This is a genomic window from Methanobacterium aggregans, assembly GCF_017874455.1.
GTDB lineage: Archaea > Methanobacteriota > Methanobacteria > Methanobacteriales > Methanobacteriaceae > Methanobacterium_C > Methanobacterium_C aggregans.
On record NZ_JAGGLN010000007.1, the window covers coordinates 26893 to 49113 of the forward strand.

Genomic DNA, 22221 nt, shown 5'->3' on the forward strand with positions numbered 1-22221 from the left:
TCTGTTTATCTCCCCTTCTAATCCTTCTTTTCACCCATGAACTTAACTCTGTTTTTGATTTTATTTACATATTGGTTATATGAGTTGGGAATCATGACCTTCAAAAAAAATGCATAAAAAAAAGTTTGATATAATATTATATACATAAAAAAGGACTAATAAAAATAATGATGAAAGTATCACAGTTATCTTGAACATCTGAAGTGATAAACATGGATAAAAATACGAAAATAGTTTTAACAGTGATTGGTGGAGGATTAACTGTACTATTACTGCTTATGTTATCATTTGTTGCCTACGTTGGCAGTTCCGCCGATGGAAACCCCTTTGGAGACACAGTTGCAGTTATACCACTTCAGGGAGAGATTGGATATGGATCATCCAGTGTTCTCAGCAGTGAAGTTGCAACGCCTGAAACATTTAAGGATGAACTATCCCAGGCAGAGGAGGACAGTTCAGTGAGCGCAATCCTCGTTGAAGTTAACAGTCCCGGAGGAACACCAGTGGCCAGTGAAGAAATCATGGAGACAATTAAAGATTCTAAAAAACCTGTTGTTGTCTGGATAAGTGATGTTGGTGCTTCAGGGGCCTACCTTGCATCAACATCTGCAGATAAAATAGTGGCAAGTCCATCCTCCATGGTTGGAAGCATAGGGGTTATCATGGACATGACGGATCTCTCAGGCCTCTACCAGAAGCTGGGAATATACAAGTACTCCATAAAAGCCGGAGAATACAAGGACATGGGTGCAGATTACCGTAATTTAACATCTGAAGAAAGGAGTATGCTTCAGTCAATGGTGGATCAGGATTACGCCCATTTCATAAGTATCGTTGCAACCAACAGACATCTGAACGAAACCTACGTTGAAAGTGTTGCAGGGGGAAAAATATATACAGGCACACAGGCTAAAGATTTAAAGCTTGTAGATGATACTGGTAGTAAGGAACATGCACTGGATCTTGCAGCCCGGCTGGGTGGAATAGAAGGTGAGTACAACGTGGAAACCATAACCCCACCTACAAACTTTGAAGACATACTCAGCAGTGTTTCATCAAGCTTAGCCTATTCCCTTGGTAAAGGAATTGGAAGCAACCTGAAAGAAGGTGCAATTGAGTACATATTCCAATAGAAGTATATATTACCATTGCATTCATTTAATGTTGTGTTAAATGAGGTTAAAAAAGAGGTGAAAGATATGGTAGTTAAAGTTGAAGTGTTTACATCCCCATCCTGTCCCTACTGTCCAATGGCAGTTGAACTTGTAGAAGAAGTTAAAAAGGATATGGGTGGCGAGTTGGAAGTGGAAAAAATCGACATATCCATCAACCAGGAAAAAGCAGTTGAATACGGATTAATGGCCGTACCTGCAATCGCCTTAAATGGTGTTGTAAAATTTGTGGGTGCACCAAGTAAGGAAGAACTTGTAGCAGCCATCAAAGAAGAAACTGGATAAAAACAAACTGGGATTCTGAAGAGTCCCTATTTTTTTATCTCATGATACCAAAAATTTGCTAATCCCTTAAATACTATTTTTTTTAAAGTAACTGTATGGAAAAGAGAGAGATGGCCCATTACCATCTTCCCATTCATGAGGAAGAATACGGGATCACAACAGGCAGCGCTGCAACAGGAGCTGCCCTTGCAGCACTTCTATCCATAAAGAAGGATGTGAAGGTTGTGAAGATCCAGACCCCCATCACCCAGCTGGATATAGAGGTGGAAAGCTCCCAGAAGCTAACTGAAACATCTGGAAGGGCTTCAGTGATAAAAAGGCCCTACAACGACCCTGATGTTACAAGAAACCTTGAATTCTTTGCAGACCTGACCCTGAAAAAAGAGCAGGGAATAACTGTGGAGGGTGGTGATGGTGTTGGAAGGGTTACAAAACCAGGACTCCAGGTTCCAGTTGGAGAGGCAGCAATCAATCCTGTTCCACGTGATATGATACAATCCAACCTCCAAAGGGTTCTTGATAAGGAATTTCCTGGTTACAGTGGTGCTGAAGTTATTATATCAGTTCCAGAGGGCAGGGAAACTGCGAAAAGGACCATGAATTCCCGTCTTGGAATTGTTGATGGAATTTCCATACTTGGAACAACTGGTATTGCCCGTTCAATGTCAGTTGAAAGTTACAGGAAATCCTTCAAGTGTCAGATGGATGTTTCCCTGGCTGAGGGCTATGATGAACTCATCTTCGTACCAGGCAACATTGGTGAAAAACTTGCAATGAAACTTCTGGATGTTCATGAGGATGAGGTGGTTCAGATGAGCAACTTCGTGGGTTACATGCTCTCTGAAGCAGAATCAGCAGGTGTTAATAGGATCACACTCTTTGGACATGCAGGCAAGCTCATCAAGATCGCTGCAGGCATATTCAACACCAAGCACAGTGTTGCAGACGGCAGGCGTGAGGTCATAATGGCACATGCAGCTCTTCAGGGTGCAGGTTGTAAAGTTGTGAGGAAGATATTTGATTCCAACACAACCGAGGAAATGATAGACGTTCTCAATGAATTTAACATGGTTCTCCCTGTTTTCAACAGCATTGCAGATTCAATTAAAGACATCTGCAGTGCCAAGTATCAGATGGACTTCGATGTGGTGATACTGAGGATGGATGGGACCGTGCTGAACGAAAACCATGCTATAAGGGTTAAGTCTGTGGAGGATCCCTGAATTTATCCTACCTATACCAAGTTTTCATTTTTTTATTTTTAGATTATATCCTGGGATTCAAAGATCACCTGGTTTTAGCCTACTGGATTCAGATATCCCTAATTTTTATGATAAATTTTATAAGATACATTATAAAAGGATAAGATTGAAACATTTACAACAAGATTCATTATATAAGAAAAAATACTGATTCAAGAAAAATCTTCAAAATTTTTTGGTTAACTATTAGTTAACCATTCCTGATCAATTTTTAGAGTTGGAGGTGCATTACATGGGTGAAAAAACGTTTACACATCTTACAGAGGGTGGTGTTCACATGGTTGAGGTTGGAGACAAACCAGTTGTGAGGAGAACAGCCACTGCAAGGGGTAAAATCTATTTAAAAGAAAGTACTGTGGATCTCATTAAAAATGAGGAGATAAAAAAGGGTAACGTACTTACAACTGCACAGATAGCTGCCATCAGTGCCGTGAAATCAACCCATCACACCATACCCCTCTGCCACTCACTGAAAATAACTGGTATTGAAGTGGAATTCAACGTAGAACTTGACACCATAGGTGTAGAGGTCAGTGTCCGGTGCGATGGAAAAACAGGCGTTGAAATGGAAGCACTTACAGGAGTCAGTGTTGGACTTCTAACCATATGGGACATGGTTAAAAGTGTTGAAAAGGATGATGATGGCCAGTATCCATCAACGAAGATTTCAGACATCGAAGTTGTGAGGAAGGAGAAGGTGGGACTTTGAAGACCCATATTGCCCTTCTTCTCCTGGCCATGATACTGGTTTCAATGGTTGGTGCAGGTGCTGGATACGCATCCCTGAGAAACAGCAGAAACAGAAGCTCTGATATTGCAGTTGATGATCAGGACCTGATCCAGGAATTCCAGCTATCCAAATCTCCACTTGTGAATTTTCTGCCCCTTGGCATTCACATACCTAAAGCCGGGCAGATAATGCAGATATTTATTCTAGGTTCCCTACTTGGCTTGAGCTGGGTTATGGCCAGAAGGGGAGATATGGAGTTTTAAAAAAGCTCGACACATCAATTGTCATAAAGCTTCAAATTTTTTTAAAGATGTTTATGGAATAAAAATTATCAGCCCATAGGATTTGATCACCATGGAAACTATAAATAAGGAAATCAGAGAGATTATAAAGGATTCTTATCCAAATATAAAGGAGTTGAACCCTGCACAGAAGGCTGTGGTTGATTCTGGATATTTGAAGGAGGACACCAACTACATCATTGCCATTCCAACTGCCAGTGGAAAAACCCTTCTGGGAGTTATGGCCGCCCTCAACACAGTGCTGAAGGGAGGTAAAGCAGTTTATGCCGTGCCCCTTATATCCATCCAGAACGAGAAGGTTAAGGAGTTCAAGGAATTTGAAAAGTTCGGTATCAAAGTTGGGAAGCATCCTTCATCCTCTGATATTGCTGTTATGGTTTTTGAATCCTTCGATGCAGTGACACGTTTTTCATGGAACACCCTGCGTGAGGTTGACCTTCTCATCATCGATGAATTTCACATGATAGGGGAGTACTCAAGGGGTCCAACCATTGAATGTGCAATAACCCGTTCAAGGATATTGAACCCTGGTATGAGGATGGTTGCACTTTCAGCAACACTGCAGAACATGCCTGAGCTTTCCTCATGGATGGATGCACATGTTGTTCAGCATGATTACCGTCCTGTTCCACTCTACAAGGATGTGCTCACAACCGAGGAGATGGGACTTAAAAACAAAAATGATGTGATCCTCAAGATACTGAACACTTCCATGGAGGAAGAATCCCAGGCCCTTGTGTTTGTATCCACACGGAGATTCACTGAATCCCTTGCAAACCATATTTCAGGAAAGATAAAACGGAAAATATCCCCTGAAAAGAGGAAGGCCTTTAAGGAGGTTGCAGACAAGATACTGGACGTTCCCAAAAGGAGGGGAACCCTTCCAACTGCTGTTTGCCTGAAGCTTGCAGAGTGTGTTGAGAATGGAGTGGCCTTCCACCATGCTGGTTTATTTGACAAGCAGAAGGAGATCATTGAGGATGAGTTTCGTGCAGGAAACCTCCTCATGATCACCGCAACCCCCAGTTTGATGTACGGTGTGAACCTCCCATCTAAAAACGTTGTTATACGTGATTACACCCGCTGGACAGGGCAGGGACCCCAGCCCATACCTGTCTTTGACTACGAGCAGATGTCAGGAAGGGCTGGAAGGCCAGGCTACGATGATGAGGGATACTCTTACCTCATTGCCAAGAGTGTTGATGAAGCCTTCAACCTCAAGGAGCATTACATCTACGGGGAAATAGAAACAACGAATTCCAAACTTATAGAGAACAAGGATGCTGTTTACAAGCAGATAATAACCCAGGTGGCATCAACCCTTGCAAAGAATCCTCAGGAAATACTCCAGTTCTTCAACACCACCTTCTACGGATTTCAAATGTCTAACAACGAGTATTTATCCGCATTTTCATCTGATTCCATGGAGTACGAGGTGAATGAGGCCCTTGAATTTCTCATGCAGAATGGGATAATCCGTGCAACCCCTGATGGGCTTAAGGCAACTGACTTTGGAATGCTCATCGCCAAAAGCAACTACACAGTTGAGACAGCTGTTAAACTGAGGGAATTTGCACGTTCAGGTGATATTGAATCCAGCAAACTCCTCTACGAAATTTCAAGAACCCCTGATATTCCTGTTATTTCATTTAAAGGCCGTAAGAGTAAGGATCCTGTGAGGGAGAGGCTGAGCAAGGCAGGGATATTTGCAGTTGACATGGGACTGTCCGAGGCCACAGCTGCAACCCTCATGGAGTGGCTGGACGAGCGCAGTGAGTACGAGATAGAGAATGCATTCAATGTCTACGCTGCATCAACCAGGAGAACATCCTACGAAGCATCACTCCTTGTGAAGTTCTTCAGGAGGATATGTGAGGTTATGGGAATTTACACAGGTCTTGACCAGCTAGACCTCCTTTCTGCAAGGCTTTACTACGGTGTTAAGGAGGATCTTGTGCCCATGGTCCTGTCCATTAAACGTCTTGGCCGTAGAAGGGCACGTGCCCTTGTTGATGCCTTCGGAACGGATCTTCGATACGTTTCACGTGAGGAGCTTCTGCGTATTGAGGGCATAGGTCCTAAAACTGCTGAATCCATACTTAAATGGTGCAGGGAATGAAATTCAACTTTGACAAACCACTTAAGCAGGTTGAGCTTGTTGAGATGCTTAAAAATGAGGCAGATGAAATTTCAGTAAGGGACATAATGGAAATTTACACTGAGATGAACAGGGAAGGAAAGTACGTTCAGAAGAGCTACCATGATGAGTACATCAAATTCTACATCAAATCCTATCTAAAATATTTAAAAGATTTAAAAACCGATGAAACTCCCTACAGCTCCTATGTGGATATGGAAAAGTTACGAAACACCGTGGACCATCTGGAAAGCCTGTTTGAGCGCCATGAAAAATATTCAAAGCCCCGTTTAAAAAAGGTGCTTTACGTAACAACCCTTTACCCAACCTTCGTACTGGAAGAACCAATACACATCATAGGATCACAGTTTCCCGGAGGTTTAAAGGTTAAAAAAGAGGGTGAAACCTACTTGTGTCCTGTAAAAGAGAAACAGGAAGAAAGCCCAAATGCCCTCTGCAAATTCTGTATTGCAGAGCAGGACGAGGATGTTTGAAAGTTAGGTTACTTATAATAAGTTGGAATCATTAAATTATTGAAATTGATTTTATAATAAAAACGTGGTTCAAGACTATTTACCAAAAATTTGATATGAATAAAGGATGTTGATTTAAATAAATGGATGTGCCCTGATGCCTGAAAGTTTTGTTGATACTGCCCTGAAGGAGAAAATGACCAAAGATGAACTTTTATCCCTCCTCAAGAGGGAAGCCCGTAACCTTCACATGAAGGATATAATGCTTGCAACTGCATTTTTCCAGGAGGATGCCCAGTTCATGCCCAAGGGCTACAGGGATGACTACATCAAAACCTTCTCAAAGGCATTTTTCACACGGATCAAGGATATAAAAGAGGATGAAAATCATTACCCAGGTTCTGTGAATCTTGAAAAGCTTAGGGGATTTTTCAAACTCTTGGATGAACAAAAAGCTGGTGCAAAGGGTGACAGGGAGCTTTGTTTTTTGAGGATCGCCAGTTTAGTTGCAACCTACACAACCTTCATCCGTGAAGAATCCATACATCCCATTGGAACCAAATTTCCAGGGGGTTTTACCCTTCGATTCCATGATGGAGAGTATCTTTGTCCTGTGAAGGATCGTCAGGAAAAGAATCCAAGTGCACTCTGCAGGTTCTGTGTGTCTGTGCAGGATGAAGATGCTGTTTAATTGTGACTTTTAAAGTTTTTATTGATTTTTAAGCCCTTTTTTTAGATTTTACCCTGAATCTAAGATGAACTACCCTTAAATACTGAGTTATTCATTAAATTCATGGATTATTTATTAAATAAAAATATTTTTCTACAGTAGAACCAAGTTATGGATATGGATTTTGAACCCTTCAAAAAACTCAAAACAAATCATTCCTTGCTGATTTTATCTGCAATTCCATTTAAGGAGATGAATTTATCTGCAACCTGTATGAATTCCTCTGTTATTCCCTGAATAAGGAAGTAGGCTATTTCAACCTTTTTACCCCGTCTTTGAACCTCTTCAATTGCCCGGAAGTAGTCGTAGTCCCCTGAGACAATGATGGCTGTGTCGTACTGGTCGTCCATTGCAAAGGATATTAGATCGGTGGCCAGTGCAATGTCAACACCCTTTTCAACCTGTTCAGTTGTCTGGTTTTCCATTCCACAGTAATCACATTTCACAGTCACACGGTGGGTTTTAAGTGGAACAGCTGTGACTTTGAAGCCGTTGTAGCCAAGCATGTCAAGAAACCTTTTCTGGGCCGGGAACTGGCTTGAGTGTTCCCTTGGAATTGCAGCGTAGTAGTTCACATTCACGAGCTTTCTGCCTGCAGTTAATTCATCCCTGAGATTCAGAAGATCGATCTTGTAGCCCTTCTGGTAGTTGTTGCAGCCGTGAAAAAGGTTTGCACCATCTATAAATATCATTACCCGTTCTTGCATCTTCAACCCTAATATTGTTTCTAATTATATTCCATCTGTGAATCTGGTTATTAATTGTTTCCTATTTTCAGCTTAGATGAACCTATGCAGTATAACGTTAGTGAGTTACAAAAAAAATCTGAAGTCAGTACCCCTCAATTTCGTAGTACATCAAAAAAGGAAGAGAATTTATTTTAACATGAAAGAACATTCCCTAAGTGGGTTTATCTCTTTGGGTCAAAGGTTATGGTTTTGCACCCTTAAGGTACTCACGGACCCTTTGAACTTCAAGATCCCAATCAGAAAGCTTATACTTTTCAACAACCTCAATGAATTTCTCGTAGGCTTTAATGGAATCCTCTTTTTCCTCAAAATCCTCTAGAATATTACCCATACCCAGCCATGCCTCAGGGTCCTCTGGATCTATTTTGGTTACTTCACTGTAGCACTCCAGAGCATCTTCTGGCCTTTCAAGGCCCAGGTAGATTTCAGCCTTCAGTGTGAGTGCACTTGTGAACTCTGGCTCAACCCCTAAAATATCAGTTAAGCAGTTAATTGCTTCCTCTTCTTTACCCATATCTGCCAGGGCACATGTCTTGTAGTATATTACAGATGTGTTACGTTCATTTATATCCAGTGCCTTGTTGTAAAACTCCATTGCTTTATCAAAGTTGTTCAAAGATGCTGAGGACAGTCCCAGGTACAGCAGTATGTCTTCATCTTCAGGTTCTACTTCTAAAGCAAGATTCAAAGATTTTATGGCATCTTCATACTTTTCAAGCTCGAATAAGATTATTCCCTTATTTTTCAGGGCCAAAAAGGAGTTTGAATCCATCTCAAGTGCATCATCGAAGTAATTCAAGGCCAGAGTCTTTTTACCCAGAGAAGCCATTATCAAAGCTTTTAAGATTATTGCATTGATGTTTTCTGGTTCAAATTCTAAAAATTTGTCTATAGATCTTTCTGCTTCTTCAAGATCATCCAGGTACAGTAATGCCAGACCCTTGTTGTAGTAAACATCAATATAACTTGGATCCAGTTCCAAAACCTTGTCAAAACATTTCAATGCCCTTTCATCTTCCTGGAGTTCTATCAGTCCAGTTCCCTTCAGGAAAATTGCTGTAACATTATCTGGTTCCAATTCCAATGCCTTTTCAAGGAATTCTACTGCTTCTGCAGGTTCATTTTCCTCGAATTTCTTATTTGCCATTTCAATGTAATCTGATACTTTTGAAGTCATGTTTTTTCACCCTTTTTTATTCCTGTAAATTGTTTTAAAAATAATCAGAAACCCTGGGCCCTGGAACTGCCCCTAAAAATAATTAAATCCCTATTTTTTGACTGGAAGTTCTCATAGTTAATAAGGTATGATCCTTTTATTTATAGTTATCAATCAGATTATTCCTAATTAAATACTTAACTATATGTCTGCAAAATAAATTTAAAAAACAATCCCCCACTCAAGACCGCATTTTATGAATATCCATTCTTTGAATCGGTTTAAATGTTAAATAAAACTTTTGAATCATTCCATAAAGTATTAAAAAGAAATTTCTGGAAAATTCACGCAAAGAGTAAAACTAAAAAAATTCCTTGATCCTTTGTTACCTATGCAAAGTAATTTAAAAAAAAAGATTAATGGAAATATATATCCTCGATTTTCATAATTTCTTAATTTTACCTTTTATTTTCCCTTCAGCTTCTTTAGCCTTCCCTTTAATTTCTCCTTCCATCTCTTTAGTTTTCCCTTTAATTTCTCCTTTCATTTCCTTGGCTTTCCCCTTCATTTCACCTGTTTTTTCACTCATAGAATCCCTCCAATAGTTTTACATTCTAATTCATAATATTGTAATTTTGTCTACTTTGATGATGTGTTGTTGTCCAGGTTTTGGTACCATCCTTTACCCGTGCCCCCCATGAGTTTTGGGAGTATAAAACTCCGAATGACTGTCTTAAACATGACTTTAAACATGTGCCTATGGTTCAGGAGATATTTTGGCCTTGCATAGTATTTCAAATAGGCTGTGGCCAGTTTTCTTTCCACCATCTTCTTGTTTAAACCCATTTCATCATATTTCAAAACTGGTTTTAGTACTGTGTATTCATCCCAGTCATCATCATCTATTAAATTTTTTTCCCTGAGTTCATTGTAGATGGGTGTTCCTGGAAATGGTGTAAGAATAGAATACTGGCAGTAGTCTGAATCAAGTTTAGTTGAGAAATCAATGGTTTTATTCATATCATCTTCGGTTTCTCCAGGATATCCCAGAATGAAAGAGGTTAAAACTTCTAAACCTGCATCTTTTGCAATTTTAACAGCATTTTCAGCGTTTTGAAGAGTTATGCTTTTTTTCATTAAGTCTAAGATACGTTGCGACCCGGATTCAACACCGAAATATATTGTTTGCATTCCTGAATTTTTGAGATTTTGAAGTAACTCTGAGTCTACCCTGTCAACCCTGGATGATGCCACGAATCTCAAATCCATACCTCTGGCTTTGATTTCATTGGCAATATCATTTGCCCTTCTTTTATTGAGCATGAATGTGTCATCCATGAAGCCTATGTCTCTTATCTGGTAGTTATCTATTAATTCCTCTATTTCGTCCACCACGTTGTCTGGACTGCGCCATCGGAACTTTTTGCCCATGATGAGTGAGGATGAACAGTAGTTACAGGAATACACACAACCCCTGCTGGTTATTATTCCACCAGTTTGTTCTTTGGAGACACCGTAGGATTTAAAGGGAACAAGATGTCTGGCTGGGAAAGGTAATGAGTCAAGGTCCTTTATTAAAGGCCTATCAGGTGTAGATTTCAAACTTCCAGTGTTTGGATCCCTGAAAACAATTCCCCTAACATTTTCCAGATCCGGAATACTTTCATGGGAGGATTGGGCTGCTATGTCAACCATGGTCTCCTCCCCCTCACCCAGAACTACCACATCAAGGGCTTCAGAATCTTTTAAAGTTTCAAAAGGCATGAAAGTAGTATGTGGACCACCTATTACTGTTAAAGAATTAGGGAGGATATTTTTAACCATTTCCAAGTATTTAAGTCCGCTGTTTATGGTGGATGTGGTGGCGGTAACAGCTACTACTTGTGGATTGAGCTTTTCTGCCATTTCAGACACATGTTTGTAACCTTTTTGTAGGAGATCATCATCTACTATTTTAACAGAGTAAGATTCTTTCTCCAGTGATGATGCCAGGTACATCAGATTTATAGGAGGGGCTATGAAACCAAGCGCATTTTTCAATGCATTCTCATCGTAAGGGTTTATGAGCATCACATCAATTTCTTTATTCATGTAAATCACCATTAATGTCTCAGTCCCTTCTATCTACCTCATCTCTTCGATCTTCATCGTATCTTCGGTTTCTTCGATTGAATCTTAGTATTAGTGAGCCAACTGCACCACCTATTGCGCCCACAACTATTATGATTATTATTTCTTGCGGTGAGTTTAATGGAAGATACATTGATAATTGGGCAGAAAATGCAGCAATTTGACCTTTGAATAAGCTTAGTAGCCACAAGATTATTGCACCGGCAACACCCATAAGCGCTCCATTAATCGTTCCATCAAAAATGTTCCCATACGAGATGTAACCAACTATTATACCTGCAATTAGAAAACCAAACAGGGCAACCGACAATCCCAGAACTGATCCAACACCCAGAATTGCTAAAACTACAGTAAATATAATTGCCAGAATAAAACCTTCAACCACAACACCAACACTTACCATAATAACCATCCCCCATTAAAAAAAAATGTTTTAGTTAATATCAATTTTATGTAATTTTTTCTCTATTTTAGGTAGTTTAATGGTTAAGACAGAGTCTTTGAAGTTAGCTGATGCTTCTTTAACCTTTATTTCTGATGGAAGTTTAAGTGTTCTTTTACTTTCGCCGTAACTTCTCTCTTTTTGGATGTAATTGATGTCTTCCTCTTCACTTTCCTCTTCGAACTTTACCATGATGTCTATGGTTTCACCAGCAATTCCAATATCAATATCTTCCTTTGTAACACCAGGAAGGTCTATTTTTATTATTAAGTTATCATTGGTTTCAATTTTATCGACCATTTTCCCCTCAAATTTTTTTTTATTTGATACACTAATAATAAAATAAATTTTCATATTGCAATATGATTATTCAGTCTTGAAAACTCTGCCTTTAATTAGTACCTTATCGCCAATAGCTTCAATCATTTCATAGGGCACTATTTTGTTATCGCCTAGGCCAATTTTTGCTGATATCCCCGCTTCTTTTAAAATAATTGATTTTACAGTGTTGGTTTCAAAATCCCAATCCACATCTTTAACTAACCCTATTTGGTCTCCAGATTCATCTAAAACATCTTTACCAATTAATTCATCTGATATTTTCATCTTTTTCACTCTCCAACGAATTAATTGAATCCCTTACTTCACTGTATAGTTATATGTTGATAGTTACAATTAAAACTTCTTATTTTATTGATTGTTATTATTAAATATTTTTATTTTTCAAAAAGAAAGGAAGATTGGAGAAGGATATAAATTAAAAGTAGCATCTTGAATGAAATAATAATAATTTTGGGTAATTAGTTATATAAAAAAGGCATTAAATAGGGCACATTTAATACAATTGATAATTATCAATAATATTTATTCATGATTAAATAATTAACTCTATGTCTTTAAATTTAATTCAAAAATTTATATCAAAATCGAAGAGTATTTTTTCGAATTTACATCCTTTTGAAAGATTTTAAAGGGTTAATAACCATTTAATTCTTTTTATGTTCCGCTAATTATCACTTCATATTCCTCAATCGCAACCCAATCATTGAGATCCTTCGTAGTAATAACTTCTCATACATTATTGCCAAATACAAGGTTATTCCCAATATTTTCAATTATTGAGGATTATTTCGTCAATTACGGTTTTTTAGCTTCGCTATCTGACATTTCTGAAGAAAAAACGAATAAGGCGCACATTAATTTTACTTTATCAATACGATGCGACCTTAGTTTCATACTTCCCATTATTATCATCTATTTAACGGTTATTAATTGCTTTTCCTTCCTTCCATGTAAAAAATAGTAAAGAACAATGGTTGCAAGTATCACCATGACCATGGTTGAATATGAACCGCGGTATCCTAGGAAAGGAATGAAAAATCCGAATAGATAAGGTCCTACTCCAAATCCCATGTCATAAAACATATAATAAGTGGCTGTTGCCAGTCCTAACTTATGCGGTGGAGCTACTTGTATGGCAATTGCCTGGGAAATGGATTGAAGGTTACCAAAACCTAACCCAAACAATGCTCCAGCTAATAATAAAGCAAGTCCAAAGTTGGCTTGACTAAATAAGAACATAGCAATTGCGAAAATGAAAAAGCAAGGATACATCACAATATTTGCACCTTTAACATCCATTAAACGACCTGAGAATGGTCTTGAGACCACGACTGTAACTGAGAATACAATGAAGTAGAAACTTGCAGCATTTACCAAATTAATCTGCTCAGCATAGATTGAAATAAAAGTTAATACACCTGAATAAGCAAAACTAATGATTAATGCAATGATTGAAATGGGTATCGCCTTAAATTCAAGGTAATTTGAAATTTTAAAGATTTTTGCACCTTTAATTTTGTCTGGTTTAGATATCTTATGAGCTGGTTCCTTAACTGCAAAGGACATGAAAAAACAGAAGATAACTAATATTAAATTAAAAATAAAAATCGCGTTAAAATCTGCATACTCCGTTAAAAGAATTCCTATAAAAGGGCCTATTGCTGTTGCCAATATTATACTTATACTAAAATAACTAAGGCCTTCTCCGAGTCTATTGGCAGGAAGAATCTGGGCAACAATTGTTCCTATAGTTGTGGTTGCCACTCCAAAAGCCATTCCCTGTAAAATTCTGATGATGATTAACAATGGTAAACTGGTTGCCACAAAGTATAGTGCTGATGGGATGGCAAAGAATATTATACTGATAATTAAAATTTTCCTATTTTCTACGTCGTCAATAATGCGTCCAATTCCTAATCGACCAAACAAAGCTCCAATAACAAAGATACTTGAAACAAGTCCAGCTACACCTGTTGAAGTATGAAATCTAGTTATGGCATAAGAAGCTATCGTAACCAACAATAGATAAAATATCAAAGCAATTAAAAAATTAACCACAGATAATGTGATAAACTCTTTTGTCCATAATTTTTCCTTATTCATGTTATTATCCTTCTAAAAAAATTCAAAATATGTTTAGCTGTTATATTTATGTACATTAGAATCTTCAACTGTATAAACAGGTGTCATTAACAACAAGTGTCATCCACAACAAATAAATGATCAAATTGAAACTTTCGTAGTGACAGGGAACGATTGCTGATTGAAATTTTAATTTTCCATTAAAATCAATAAATAATCCGATAAAATTATTTTTAAACATAAGTATATATTAAAATATTAATTAAGCAATTAATAAGTGATTATAGTCAACGTTGTGTTCAGGTTTGCCCTTAAAAAGAATGAAATCCTTGTTTTTGAAGTCTGACTTTACTGAGTTGACTTCTTCCTTGATGTACCTATCCATCCAGCCCACTTTCTTCAGCACGGGATCGATGAGTTCCTTCCTTGTTTGATATTCTGTTTTTGGCTGGAAGTTCTCAGGATAGGTTCTCATAATTAATAAAATAGGATTCTTTTATTTATAAATTATCATTTTTATTTTTCAAAGTCATAATCAAGGTTAGAGAGCTTCAGAAACCCAATTAATATTAATAATATAAAAATAAGTAATAATAATTATTTGAAAAAATATAGGATTATAATCTGGGGATTCTTAGATTATTTTCAGGTTTCTTCTTCAATTACCCCGTTCTTTACAATTTCTTCCTTGGTTTCAAGTAGGATTCTTTTGAATTCTTTCCACTGATCTTCATCGAGATTTTTTTCAATGCTGAAATTGAATCCATCCCCTACTTTCACAAAATCGTTTAATTCTAAGGTATCATCTAAGAATTTCTCGAAAATTTCCTCCCCACCTCTAACTTCATTGACTATGTTAAAATTGGTGGAAAATACATTTTGTCCGAAATTGTATCTATTTGAATAGCAGTGCAGTATCTTTACTTCAGCTTCTTCCAGAGGAACTGTTAAAAAGAATCCTGTTTTAGTCCATTTTTCTTTCAGATCATTCACATCGGCAAAGCTGATCAGTTCCTGGTAAAACTCTACACCCGCAGTATCAAGGTTCTCGAAAAATGTTTCTTTCTCCAATGGAGGTTCAAAAAACATTATATCCCTTGATTGACCTACTAATCTGGGCACTATGGTCTTTGTTCCAGTTTGATCATCGGGGTATTGTTTAATTTCCACTCCAAGAACTTCTATTGATTTCATATTGTTATTCAGAAACTCTATAATATTCTGCAAATTTCGTGGCATCCCATCTGAGACAACTATGAGCCTCATATTTTCTTCTTCTAAATTCTTTTTTACCTTCTCTAAAAATTCTTCTTCTGTTATCTCATTGTTTAAGAAGTCCTTTAAATCTACAGGACTGTATTTTCTTATATTTTCGCGAATTTCTTCCACTGTATGTGAGAATAGTTTAGAACCATAATCCAATAATTGGGCAACCACTAAACGGTGAATTTCATTATTATCGATCTTTTTAACTTCCACAATCGTTGGAATCCCGTCTTGATCCAATAAAAAGACATCCATGTTCTTAATCTCTCTACCCACAACGATCCATCTTCGAGGATTTTCACTATCAATTTGATCGCCGGGGATTAATTCAGGATGTTCTTTTATTAAACTTTGAAAGTCGTTTTCATTCCTATGCTGTTCCTCAGAAATTACCACAAGCTCATTATCATCTCTAATTTTGAAAATCTTCCCCTTCATATTAATAATCCCCCTTACTTTCTATTTCTGCTAATTTTTCCCTTAAATCTTGTCCTTCATCATCGTATACTGATACAGAGGGGATGTTGTACTTTTCATACATGATCTTCGTCCTTGGATTACTTTCTATGGCAAGGTAACTTCTTTGCATCCCATGTTTGGGGAAGATATATTTTTTGAGCAATTTTTCCTTGGCAATAGGTGGTCTATCATTTTCCTCCTGGAAGTACATCTCATCAGGCATCCATCCATTTAATTTCCCATTTAAAGATTGAATAGTGACTTGTTTTTGATAATTTGGCCTTGCAGTTATGATTATGACATAATATTTCTTGATTAATCCAACAAGCCAATCACGATATTTTTCAGATTCTATCTTTTTTTGGTAAGGCCTTATGTATCTTATTTCAGAGGAATTACCCACTAAAGTGTAATTTAAATCTAAAAGGATGATATGATCATCGGGATTGGTTAAAACTTCAGAATTCATTTTTCCTCCACCAAATCATGTTTTTTCATTAGATTTTATAAAAAAATCATTTTTTAGTTTCTTTATCCAAACCTGCACTGAGGGCCATGTTTATTGTGAATTTATCGAATCCTTTCTCAAGCAGTGCTTCCACAACCGTACGGTTGCGCTCATCATGTTCCTCTTCCAGTCTTTTTGCTTCTGCAGGATCATCACTATGTAAAAGCCATCCAGATAAAGCTGGAAGGCTCTCTTCTCTGCCATCATCGTAGATGCGTACATGTGAATCATCTGTCATCCTGTGGGCTGCGTAGTAATCCAAATATTCACCGTTTTCATCTTTTCCAAAGCAGTACTGTATCAGCCAGCCAGCTTGTTGAATGTATCCGCTGCTTCTGTTTTCTAGGTCTTCTTCAGGTAAAGTGATGTTCCAGTGGGCAAAATGTTTCGCAAAGGTATCTGCAATCAATTTATCATCATCTCACGTTAATTTTCCTACTCCAAGGGGATTAGAGTTCTTCAAATCTTCAATAATAAAAGGTTTCAGTTAAAGCATATTTATAAATTATCATTTTTGTTTTTCAAAGTCATAATCAAGGTTAGAGAGCTTCAGAAACCCAATTAATATTAATAATATGGAAAGAAGTAATAATTATTCCTTTTGTCCATCATTGTCTCGTTGAGTCATAATCTATTCTGGAATGGAACATTCCTATTTCATTACTATTTAGTGTTTAGATGAACGTATACAACCCTTCTAATGGAATAATTTATTTAGTCGAAATTTATTAAAGAGCAATATGAAATTAGTAAGTTTAAATCTACGTTTCGGTGGTCAAAAAAGAACTGATTCCATCATGGATTATTTAATTGATCAGAATGCTGATTTTTTGGTGTTGGGTGAGTACCAGGACAATAAAAACGGACAGAAGATAAAGGAAACCCTCAAAAAGGAAGGTTACTCTTACGAAATTAGTGAAGATGATCTCCTGGGAGTTCTAGTGGCATCAAAACATCCCTTTTCTCTAATTAAAAGGGAAAGCAGATTGCTGGGAATTGAACTTTCAGATTACAATCTAAGGGTTTTAGGTGTTTATGTGCCCACCGCAAGTAAAGATAAAAAATTCAAAGATGCAGTTTGGCAGAAAATTCTTCAATTTGCTCAAGAAAATAAAGATATTCCTTGTATAATCACCGGTGATTTTAACAGTTGCACCAAAGAAGATTCAATGAATAGAACCCACTACAATGCAGCCGAATTAGAAAAACTGCTGAATATTGGCTGGATTGACTCTTGGACCCAATACAAAAATGATGACTCTGAAGGTTATACTTGGTATAGCAATATTGGAAATGGATTCAGATTTGATTATGCTTTCTTATCCCCCAAATTAGCAAAAGAACTTGAAATAGCGAATGTTAATCCTGATTCTAAAAAGAGAGAAGAGAAAATGAGTGATCATTCACCTTTGATAATGGAATATTCATTATGAAAGTTTATGATATCCGATATTTCTTTTAAAGATAGTTATATCAAATATTCTCTTCTTCAAAACTTTTTTAAATATATTCCATTCCCCTTATCCAATTTTATTTCTAAATTGAACACGAATCCGTTGTTTACATTTTTAAAGTCCTTTAATTCAAAGGTTTTTCTACTCCCGAAAAATGATCCGCCAAGAGAAGTTCAAAGAACTCAGATCCCCAGATCCCTCCTCTCAAAGACCAGAATACCCACAAATAAAAACAGCCCAGAAACAACCAGAAGAATAACCATATCCCAGGGTTCCAGGCCGTTGATTATGGGATTGTTCCCTATGTAGTAGTAAAATGCTGAAAGTTCCCTGTAGGGTTCGAGTTCATCCACAACAGGTGCAAGGGCGTTGAGCATGTAGGCTGCAACACCCACCGCCCCTGTGATTCCCATGCTCAGCTCATTTTTACCTGTGGCTGCACTCAGTGCTGTTGCAAGTGCCCCAAAGAAGATTCCAAGAACCATAAGGCTGATGGAAACATCAAGCAAGTTCCAGGCACTTACATCCATGTCAACCATCCATGCCCCCACCACGAGACTTGAAAGGACTGCAAGTCCCAGAACTGCGTTAAGCACTGTTATGGAAGCGAACTTTTCAATTACAAACCTCCACCTTGGCACAGGGTTTGAGAGGATGAGATCCAGTGTTCCCCTCCTCTCCTCCCTTGCAATGCTCTCACTTCCAAGTAGGAGGTTGAATCCCAGGAAAACAAAGGGCAGAAGCAGGAAGAAGAGCTGGCTGTTCAGGTATCCTTCCGGGCTTGTGAAGCTTGTGATGTTACCTGCAAAGAGGTTCAGGAGTGCAGGCGGCATTTCCTGAAGTATCTGGTTGTACTCCGGGACACTGCTCACACTGGGATAGAAAAGAACAACAACCAGGTTAAGGAGTACAACCCCTATGCTCCACCAGAGTATGGTGTACTTCTTGTCCCCCAGTGTTTTAACTGTGATGTTAATCATGACCATCACCACTGTAGTAGGTCAGAAATACCTCCTCAAGGCTGGGTTCGTGGGATAGGATGTTCAGTACCTCGAACTTTGAAATCCTTTTGATGAGGGGATCCATGCTGCCTGAAACACTGCACTCAAGGATCTTACCCTGAACCTGCACATCATATATTCCAGGAACACCCTCAAATGCTTCTGGAGTGAGATCCTCAGCGAAGTGGATCTCAAGGTGCCGCAGCCGTCTTTCCTTCAGGTCAACGATCTTCTCAACTGCCACCATCTTTCCCTTACGGATTATTCCGACCCTGTCGCAGATCCTCTCAACCTCGGGCATTATATGGGATGATAGGAACACTGTTCTGCCATCCCTTTTAACCTCACGGACCATCTTGTAGAACTCCTGCTGTACAAGTGGGTCCAAACCCATTGTGGGTTCGTCAAGGATAAGAAGCTCTGGCTGGTGCATGAAGGCATGTATAAGACCTATCTTCTGTTTGTTCCCATGGGACATTGACCCCATCCCTTTGGAGAGGTCTGATTTGAGTCTCGATGCAAGTTCTCCAATGAATTCCCAGTCAGCACCGCCCCTGAAACTGGCCATGTACCCTAAAAACTCCCTGCCTGTGAGGTGGCTGTAGATTGAAAGCTCACCTGGAAGGTAACCAATCTTCTCCCTGATTTTAAGACCCTCACCATGTGAATCCATGCCAAATATCTCAGCATTACCACTGGTTGGTCTTATGAAATCTAAAAACAGTCTTATGGTTGTGGTTTTACCTGCACCGTTGGGTCCAAGGTAGCCGAAGACTTCACCCTCAAAGACTTCCAGGTTGAGGTCCAAAACTCCGGGATCCTTTTTGTAGAACTTCGTGAGGTTTTTGTGCTTATTACACTTGGAGACATGAACCCTCCAATATTTTAGACAGCAGAAAATACAGGTCTGTTATGATTAATTACCCTTATAAGCATCCTTCAAAGTTTTTATGTCCAGCTTCATCATCTGCATCATGGCAGCCATCACTCTTTGAGATTTTAGAGGATCTTCATCACTGAGCATTTCAGTCAATATTACAGGTACCACTTGCCATGAAACTCCATATCTATCTTTTATCCATCCAGGTCCCTGTTCATCTCCCCCTTCAGATAGTTTATCCCAGTAATAATCTACTTCTTCCTGATTTTCGCAGTTTATAACAAAAGATATGGCTTCCGAAAAAGTGAATTGCGGCCCACCATTAAGTGCTACAAATTCCTGTCCTCCAATCATGAAATTTACAGTCATGACTGTCCCTTCGGGCCCGGGTCCTTCCTTTCCATATTTAGCAACACTTAATATTTTTGAGTCTTCAAATACAGAAGTGTAAAAGTTTATAGCCTCTTCTGCTTGGTTATCAAACCACAAGAACGGAGTTATTTTTTGCATATAAAATCTCCCCCTAATCTAATCTTAACATTAAATGTAAATACTCAAATTATATTTTTGTGATCTGATCATTTTCACAGCAAACTCTTCAGAATTTTTGAGGTCTTTGACATTGGGCCTGCCCTTATTCATCCCCCCAAAGAGCCTGAGAAAGCTATTGGTGTTAAAACCTTTACATTGGAATTCATCAACAATTGTGTAACCTTTTGATTCAAGTTTTTCCCTAAGCATAGAGTGATCCTTGTAAGCTTTGGATTTTCCTGTCATTCCTGCAGTTGAGAAAATGAATACATTCTTATTATTCACTCTTGGTAGCTCATCTGCAAGTTTAAGTAGAGATTCATCATGTTTTGCACTATAAATTCCTGAACCAAAACCTATTAAATCGTATTCTCGAAGTTCGTCTGGTTTAATTTCCTGTGGAGTTTTTATTTCTGCATCAAGAACTTTAGCGAAGACTTTAGCTATCTTCTCAGTATTATGATGATGATACGAATACAAAACCAAAAGAGTTTTCATTAACTCACATCCCAGATCTTTACATTCTCAAGCAAATAATTCTTACCATTAAGAGTATAAATTAGACATCAAGCATTAAAAATAAAAAAAAGTGGTTAATATCTCTAGATGATAGTTAGAGATTGGAGTATGGTGTTGTAAGCATCTGCTGTATCGTTTAAAGCTGCTGTAGGGGTTACGTATTCAATGGTGTAGTAGAAGTCCGATGTTTTGATTATGGTTATCTTCTTGGACACCTGCGGACCGAAGTTTGCAAGTTGAGAGGCTTTGAATCCAGCTACATCCACTGTGGAAATACTTGAGTTGGTTGTGTTGCCTGTGAGTGCAGAGGCACTTGGTAACTGGAGAACTCCTTCTGTTCGCTTCTGCATCTGAAGTACTATGTAGGCTGTTTGGGTTGTGTTGTCTGCTGCAACTTCCTTGGTCAACGTTACCTCAGAGTATATGTCTGTGTTGTTGAAGTTTCCAACTGTATGGTCCTGGCTCCATGAGCTGGGGTACTGGAATGATACGTTTCCTGTCTTGAAGGTATTGTCCCCTGAGAATACAAAAACAAGAACAATCCCTAGAAGGATCAGAACAATTAAAATTGGTACGAGTAAACGTTCTTTTTCCATTTCATCACCTTTAATATGGTTTTACTTTTATAAGTGGAGGATATATATTTTTTTCTAAAAAGTTACCATTCAATTTTATGGCTTTCTGAAGATCAACGGAGTGAAGGGGCTGTTTTGCAATATTTTGATTCAAGGCATTCACAGGATACCATATCCTCATTTAAGCATTTCACCATGGTTCATGGCAGAATATGTTTTACCCCTGTAGTTCATGATGCAGGGAATTGCTCCCAGTGGACAGAATGAAACACAACGCATACAGTACTGGCAGTTATCCCCAGCAACTGGATGTTCTTCCATTTTTATGTTTCCAACTGGGCATAGATCTGCACATGTCCCACATACATTGCACAGGGACCTTTCAACCCTGAACTTGAGGTACCTCTGGTGGGGTCCCCAGGCTGCAAGCTTCAAACCACCCATTGAAACTGTTTTCATCACATCAGAAAACACAGGGACACGTCCCCATCTGGCTCTTCCTTCCACCAGTGCATGGGCATATTCTTCAGCCTTCATGAGTCCCCTTTGAACCTTGGTCTTGCAGGTTTCACTGTCCTGGATGTAGAATATATTCAGGGGCATCACTATCTCACAGGCCCCAATTGTTTTGTAGCCCTTCTTCTCAAGGATCTTCCTCAACGGCCCAACAATTCCACCGGAATATCCTCCAAGTGTGTCCACCATGAATATTTCAGTTCCATGGGCTTCTGGAAGTCCATTTATGAAGTCCCATACGAAGCTGTAGGTCGAAAGTATTGCAACTGGAAATCCTATACCTATGGTGTGGCTCAAATCCACATCTCCTGTTTCGGAGTCTTCTATTTTCTGCAGTGTGGTCTTCACCCCAATGTCCCTGAAAACTTCCATCATCTTCTCAGCAACAAGTCTTGTGTTTCCTGTGCCTGAGAAGTAGTACATATCAATGTTTTCCATGCTCATTTTATTCACCAAAATGTTTTATAGCCAATTTTTCATTACCAGTAGTTTTTTTTGTTGAAATATCCTTGATTTTTGC

At 38.4% G+C, this 22221-nt stretch carries 28 protein-coding genes; 9 read left to right on the top strand and 19 right to left on the bottom strand.

The window, feature by feature from the left end; translation table 11 throughout:
- The first annotated feature begins 212 nt into the window (after positions 1 to 212).
- The 8 genes from sppA to J2756_RS10090 all read left to right on the top strand — a co-directional run bounded on the left by sppA (position 213) and on the right by J2756_RS10090 (position 7052).
- On the top strand, positions 213 to 1133 hold the full coding sequence (gene sppA / locus J2756_RS10055; protein WP_209585275.1) for a signal peptide peptidase SppA: 921 nt from the start codon (positions 213 to 215) through the stop codon (positions 1131 to 1133).
- 33 nt (positions 1134 to 1166) lie between these two features.
- Positions 1167 to 1457: an MJ0307 family thioredoxin gene (locus J2756_RS10060; protein ID WP_342593139.1), complete on the top strand. Its 291-nt coding sequence runs from the start codon at positions 1167 to 1169 to the stop codon at positions 1455 to 1457.
- A gap of 131 nt (positions 1458 to 1588) precedes the next feature.
- Positions 1589 to 2680, top strand: coding sequence for a cobalt-precorrin-5B (C(1))-methyltransferase CbiD (gene cbiD / locus J2756_RS10065; protein WP_209585395.1), 1092 nt, complete (start codon positions 1589 to 1591; stop codon positions 2678 to 2680).
- Between the two features lie 271 nt (positions 2681 to 2951).
- Positions 2952 to 3428: a cyclic pyranopterin monophosphate synthase MoaC gene (moaC, locus tag J2756_RS10070; RefSeq protein ID WP_209585279.1), complete on the top strand. Its 477-nt coding sequence runs from the start codon at positions 2952 to 2954 to the stop codon at positions 3426 to 3428.
- On the top strand, positions 3425 to 3712 hold the full coding sequence (locus tag J2756_RS10075) for a hypothetical protein (RefSeq protein ID WP_209585281.1): 288 nt from the start codon (positions 3425 to 3427) through the stop codon (positions 3710 to 3712). Before moaC ends, J2756_RS10075 begins: the two co-directional genes overlap by 4 nt.
- A gap of 82 nt (positions 3713 to 3794) precedes the next feature.
- Positions 3795 to 5870, top strand: a complete 2076-nt coding sequence (locus J2756_RS10080; RefSeq protein ID WP_209585283.1) for a DEAD/DEAH box helicase — start codon at positions 3795 to 3797, stop codon at positions 5868 to 5870.
- A complete protein-coding gene (locus tag J2756_RS10085) occupies positions 5867 to 6382 on the top strand; it encodes a DUF2115 family protein (RefSeq protein ID WP_209585285.1) in 516 nt (171 codons plus the stop codon). Before J2756_RS10080 ends, J2756_RS10085 begins: the two co-directional genes overlap by 4 nt.
- 136 nt (positions 6383 to 6518) lie before the next feature.
- Positions 6519 to 7052 (top strand): DUF2115 domain-containing protein, encoded by a 534-nt coding sequence (locus tag J2756_RS10090; RefSeq protein WP_209585287.1) that lies wholly within the window; start codon positions 6519 to 6521, stop codon positions 7050 to 7052.
- 191 nt (positions 7053 to 7243) lie between these two features.
- Here J2756_RS10090 and J2756_RS10095 read toward each other — a convergent pair whose 3' ends face one another.
- From J2756_RS10095 to J2756_RS10150, 12 genes are all read right to left on the bottom strand, one after another.
- Complete coding sequence (locus J2756_RS10095; protein WP_209585289.1) at positions 7244 to 7798, bottom strand: LabA-like NYN domain-containing protein; 555 nt, start codon at positions 7796 to 7798, stop codon at positions 7244 to 7246.
- A 223-nt stretch (positions 7799 to 8021) separates the two neighbouring features.
- A complete protein-coding gene (locus J2756_RS10100; protein WP_209585291.1) occupies positions 8022 to 9017 on the bottom strand; it encodes a tetratricopeptide repeat protein in 996 nt (331 codons plus the stop codon).
- A 421-nt stretch (positions 9018 to 9438) separates the two neighbouring features.
- Positions 9439 to 9585 (bottom strand): LEA domain-containing protein, encoded by a 147-nt coding sequence (locus J2756_RS10105; protein WP_209585293.1) that lies wholly within the window; start codon positions 9583 to 9585, stop codon positions 9439 to 9441.
- Between the two features lie 50 nt (positions 9586 to 9635).
- Positions 9636 to 11087 (bottom strand): B12-binding domain-containing radical SAM protein, encoded by a 1452-nt coding sequence (locus tag J2756_RS10110; RefSeq protein WP_245316036.1) that lies wholly within the window; start codon positions 11085 to 11087, stop codon positions 9636 to 9638.
- A gap of 19 nt (positions 11088 to 11106) precedes the next feature.
- On the bottom strand, positions 11107 to 11529 hold the full coding sequence (locus tag J2756_RS10115) for a DUF5518 domain-containing protein (RefSeq protein ID WP_209585295.1): 423 nt from the start codon (positions 11527 to 11529) through the stop codon (positions 11107 to 11109).
- Between the two features lie 30 nt (positions 11530 to 11559).
- Entirely contained in the window at positions 11560 to 11868 is a 309-nt protein-coding gene (locus J2756_RS10120) for an Hsp20/alpha crystallin family protein (RefSeq protein WP_245316037.1), read from the bottom strand.
- Between the two features lie 66 nt (positions 11869 to 11934).
- Positions 11935 to 12174, bottom strand: a complete 240-nt coding sequence (locus tag J2756_RS10125; protein WP_209585299.1) for a PRC-barrel domain-containing protein — start codon at positions 12172 to 12174, stop codon at positions 11935 to 11937.
- A 648-nt stretch (positions 12175 to 12822) separates the two neighbouring features.
- A complete protein-coding gene (locus tag J2756_RS10130) occupies positions 12823 to 14013 on the bottom strand; it encodes an MFS transporter (RefSeq protein ID WP_209585301.1) in 1191 nt (396 codons plus the stop codon).
- A 241-nt stretch (positions 14014 to 14254) separates the two neighbouring features.
- Positions 14255 to 14467, bottom strand: a complete 213-nt coding sequence (locus J2756_RS10135) for a hypothetical protein (protein ID WP_209585303.1) — start codon at positions 14465 to 14467, stop codon at positions 14255 to 14257.
- Between the two features lie 170 nt (positions 14468 to 14637).
- Complete coding sequence (locus J2756_RS10140) at positions 14638 to 15696, bottom strand: hypothetical protein (protein ID WP_209585305.1); 1059 nt, start codon at positions 15694 to 15696, stop codon at positions 14638 to 14640.
- Between the two features lies 1 nt (position 15697).
- A complete protein-coding gene (locus J2756_RS10145; protein ID WP_209585308.1) occupies positions 15698 to 16186 on the bottom strand; it encodes a hypothetical protein in 489 nt (162 codons plus the stop codon).
- Between the two features lie 46 nt (positions 16187 to 16232).
- Positions 16233 to 16634, bottom strand: coding sequence for a hypothetical protein (locus tag J2756_RS10150; protein ID WP_209585310.1), 402 nt, complete (start codon positions 16632 to 16634; stop codon positions 16233 to 16235).
- Positions 16635 to 16965: 331 nt separating this feature from the next.
- Here J2756_RS10150 and J2756_RS10155 point away from each other — a divergent pair, with 331 nt between their 5' ends.
- Positions 16966 to 17658 (top strand): endonuclease/exonuclease/phosphatase family protein, encoded by a 693-nt coding sequence (locus J2756_RS10155; protein ID WP_209585312.1) that lies wholly within the window; start codon positions 16966 to 16968, stop codon positions 17656 to 17658.
- Positions 17659 to 17861: 203 nt separating this feature from the next.
- Here J2756_RS10155 and J2756_RS10160 read toward each other — a convergent pair whose 3' ends face one another.
- From J2756_RS10160 to J2756_RS10190, 7 genes are all read right to left on the bottom strand, one after another.
- On the bottom strand, positions 17862 to 18659 hold the full coding sequence (locus J2756_RS10160; protein ID WP_209585314.1) for an ABC transporter permease subunit: 798 nt from the start codon (positions 18657 to 18659) through the stop codon (positions 17862 to 17864).
- Positions 18652 to 19488, bottom strand: a complete 837-nt coding sequence (locus J2756_RS10165) for an ABC transporter ATP-binding protein (protein ID WP_209585316.1) — start codon at positions 19486 to 19488, stop codon at positions 18652 to 18654. The genes J2756_RS10160 and J2756_RS10165 overlap by 8 nt, the downstream gene beginning before the upstream one ends.
- 108 nt (positions 19489 to 19596) lie before the next feature.
- Complete coding sequence (locus tag J2756_RS10170) at positions 19597 to 20070, bottom strand: VOC family protein (RefSeq protein ID WP_209585318.1); 474 nt, start codon at positions 20068 to 20070, stop codon at positions 19597 to 19599.
- Positions 20071 to 20100: 30 nt separating this feature from the next.
- Positions 20101 to 20589, bottom strand: a complete 489-nt coding sequence (locus J2756_RS10175) for a flavodoxin family protein (protein ID WP_209585320.1) — start codon at positions 20587 to 20589, stop codon at positions 20101 to 20103.
- A 104-nt stretch (positions 20590 to 20693) separates the two neighbouring features.
- Complete coding sequence (locus tag J2756_RS10180) at positions 20694 to 21206, bottom strand: hypothetical protein (protein WP_209585322.1); 513 nt, start codon at positions 21204 to 21206, stop codon at positions 20694 to 20696.
- Between the two features lie 10 nt (positions 21207 to 21216).
- Entirely contained in the window at positions 21217 to 21366 is a 150-nt protein-coding gene (locus tag J2756_RS10185; protein ID WP_209585324.1) for a hypothetical protein, read from the bottom strand.
- The gene (locus J2756_RS10190) at positions 21363 to 22145 is read right to left on the bottom strand and encodes an EFR1 family ferrodoxin (RefSeq protein WP_209585327.1); all 783 of its coding nucleotides are present in this window, start codon (positions 22143 to 22145) and stop codon (positions 21363 to 21365) included. Before J2756_RS10190 ends, J2756_RS10185 begins: the two co-directional genes overlap by 4 nt.
- Positions 22146 to 22221 lie beyond the last annotated feature (76 nt).

What these genes read in the sequence shown, in the direction of transcription:
- sppA (WP_209585275.1), top strand. Translation starts at nt 213, where the DNA reads ATGGATAAAAATACGAAAATAGTTTTAACAGTGATTGGTGGAGGATTA.
- moaC (WP_209585279.1), top strand. Translation starts at nt 2,952, where the DNA reads ATGGGTGAAAAAACGTTTACACATCTTACAGAGGGTGGTGTTCACATG.
- J2756_RS10085 (WP_209585285.1), top strand. Translation starts at nt 5,867, where the DNA reads ATGAAATTCAACTTTGACAAACCACTTAAGCAGGTTGAGCTTGTTGAG.
- J2756_RS10090 (WP_209585287.1), top strand. Translation starts at nt 6,519, where the DNA reads ATGCCTGAAAGTTTTGTTGATACTGCCCTGAAGGAGAAAATGACCAAA.
- J2756_RS10095 (WP_209585289.1), bottom strand. Translation starts at nt 7,798, where the DNA reads ATGCAAGAACGGGTAATGATATTTATAGATGGTGCAAACCTTTTTCAC.
- J2756_RS10100 (WP_209585291.1), bottom strand. Translation starts at nt 9,017, where the DNA reads ATGACTTCAAAAGTATCAGATTACATTGAAATGGCAAATAAGAAATTC.
- J2756_RS10105 (WP_209585293.1), bottom strand. Translation starts at nt 9,585, where the DNA reads ATGAGTGAAAAAACAGGTGAAATGAAGGGGAAAGCCAAGGAAATGAAA.
- J2756_RS10110 (WP_245316036.1), bottom strand. Translation starts at nt 11,087, where the DNA reads ATGAATAAAGAAATTGATGTGATGCTCATAAACCCTTACGATGAGAAT.
- J2756_RS10115 (WP_209585295.1), bottom strand. Translation starts at nt 11,529, where the DNA reads ATGGTAAGTGTTGGTGTTGTGGTTGAAGGTTTTATTCTGGCAATTATA.
- J2756_RS10120 (WP_245316037.1), bottom strand. Translation starts at nt 11,868, where the DNA reads ATGGTCGATAAAATTGAAACCAATGATAACTTAATAATAAAAATAGAC.
- J2756_RS10125 (WP_209585299.1), bottom strand. Translation starts at nt 12,174, where the DNA reads ATGAAAATATCAGATGAATTAATTGGTAAAGATGTTTTAGATGAATCT.
- J2756_RS10130 (WP_209585301.1), bottom strand. Translation starts at nt 14,013, where the DNA reads ATGAATAAGGAAAAATTATGGACAAAAGAGTTTATCACATTATCTGTG.
- J2756_RS10135 (WP_209585303.1), bottom strand. Translation starts at nt 14,467, where the DNA reads ATGAGAACCTATCCTGAGAACTTCCAGCCAAAAACAGAATATCAAACA.
- J2756_RS10140 (WP_209585305.1), bottom strand. Translation starts at nt 15,696, where the DNA reads ATGAAGGGGAAGATTTTCAAAATTAGAGATGATAATGAGCTTGTGGTA.
- J2756_RS10145 (WP_209585308.1), bottom strand. Translation starts at nt 16,186, where the DNA reads ATGAATTCTGAAGTTTTAACCAATCCCGATGATCATATCATCCTTTTA.
- J2756_RS10155 (WP_209585312.1), top strand. Translation starts at nt 16,966, where the DNA reads ATGAAATTAGTAAGTTTAAATCTACGTTTCGGTGGTCAAAAAAGAACT.
- J2756_RS10160 (WP_209585314.1), bottom strand. Translation starts at nt 18,659, where the DNA reads ATGATTAACATCACAGTTAAAACACTGGGGGACAAGAAGTACACCATA.
- J2756_RS10170 (WP_209585318.1), bottom strand. Translation starts at nt 20,070, where the DNA reads ATGCAAAAAATAACTCCGTTCTTGTGGTTTGATAACCAAGCAGAAGAG.
- J2756_RS10175 (WP_209585320.1), bottom strand. Translation starts at nt 20,589, where the DNA reads ATGAAAACTCTTTTGGTTTTGTATTCGTATCATCATCATAATACTGAG.
- J2756_RS10180 (WP_209585322.1), bottom strand. Translation starts at nt 21,206, where the DNA reads ATGGAAAAAGAACGTTTACTCGTACCAATTTTAATTGTTCTGATCCTT.
- J2756_RS10185 (WP_209585324.1), bottom strand. Translation starts at nt 21,366, where the DNA reads ATGAGGATATGGTATCCTGTGAATGCCTTGAATCAAAATATTGCAAAA.
- J2756_RS10190 (WP_209585327.1), bottom strand. Translation starts at nt 22,145, where the DNA reads ATGAGCATGGAAAACATTGATATGTACTACTTCTCAGGCACAGGAAAC.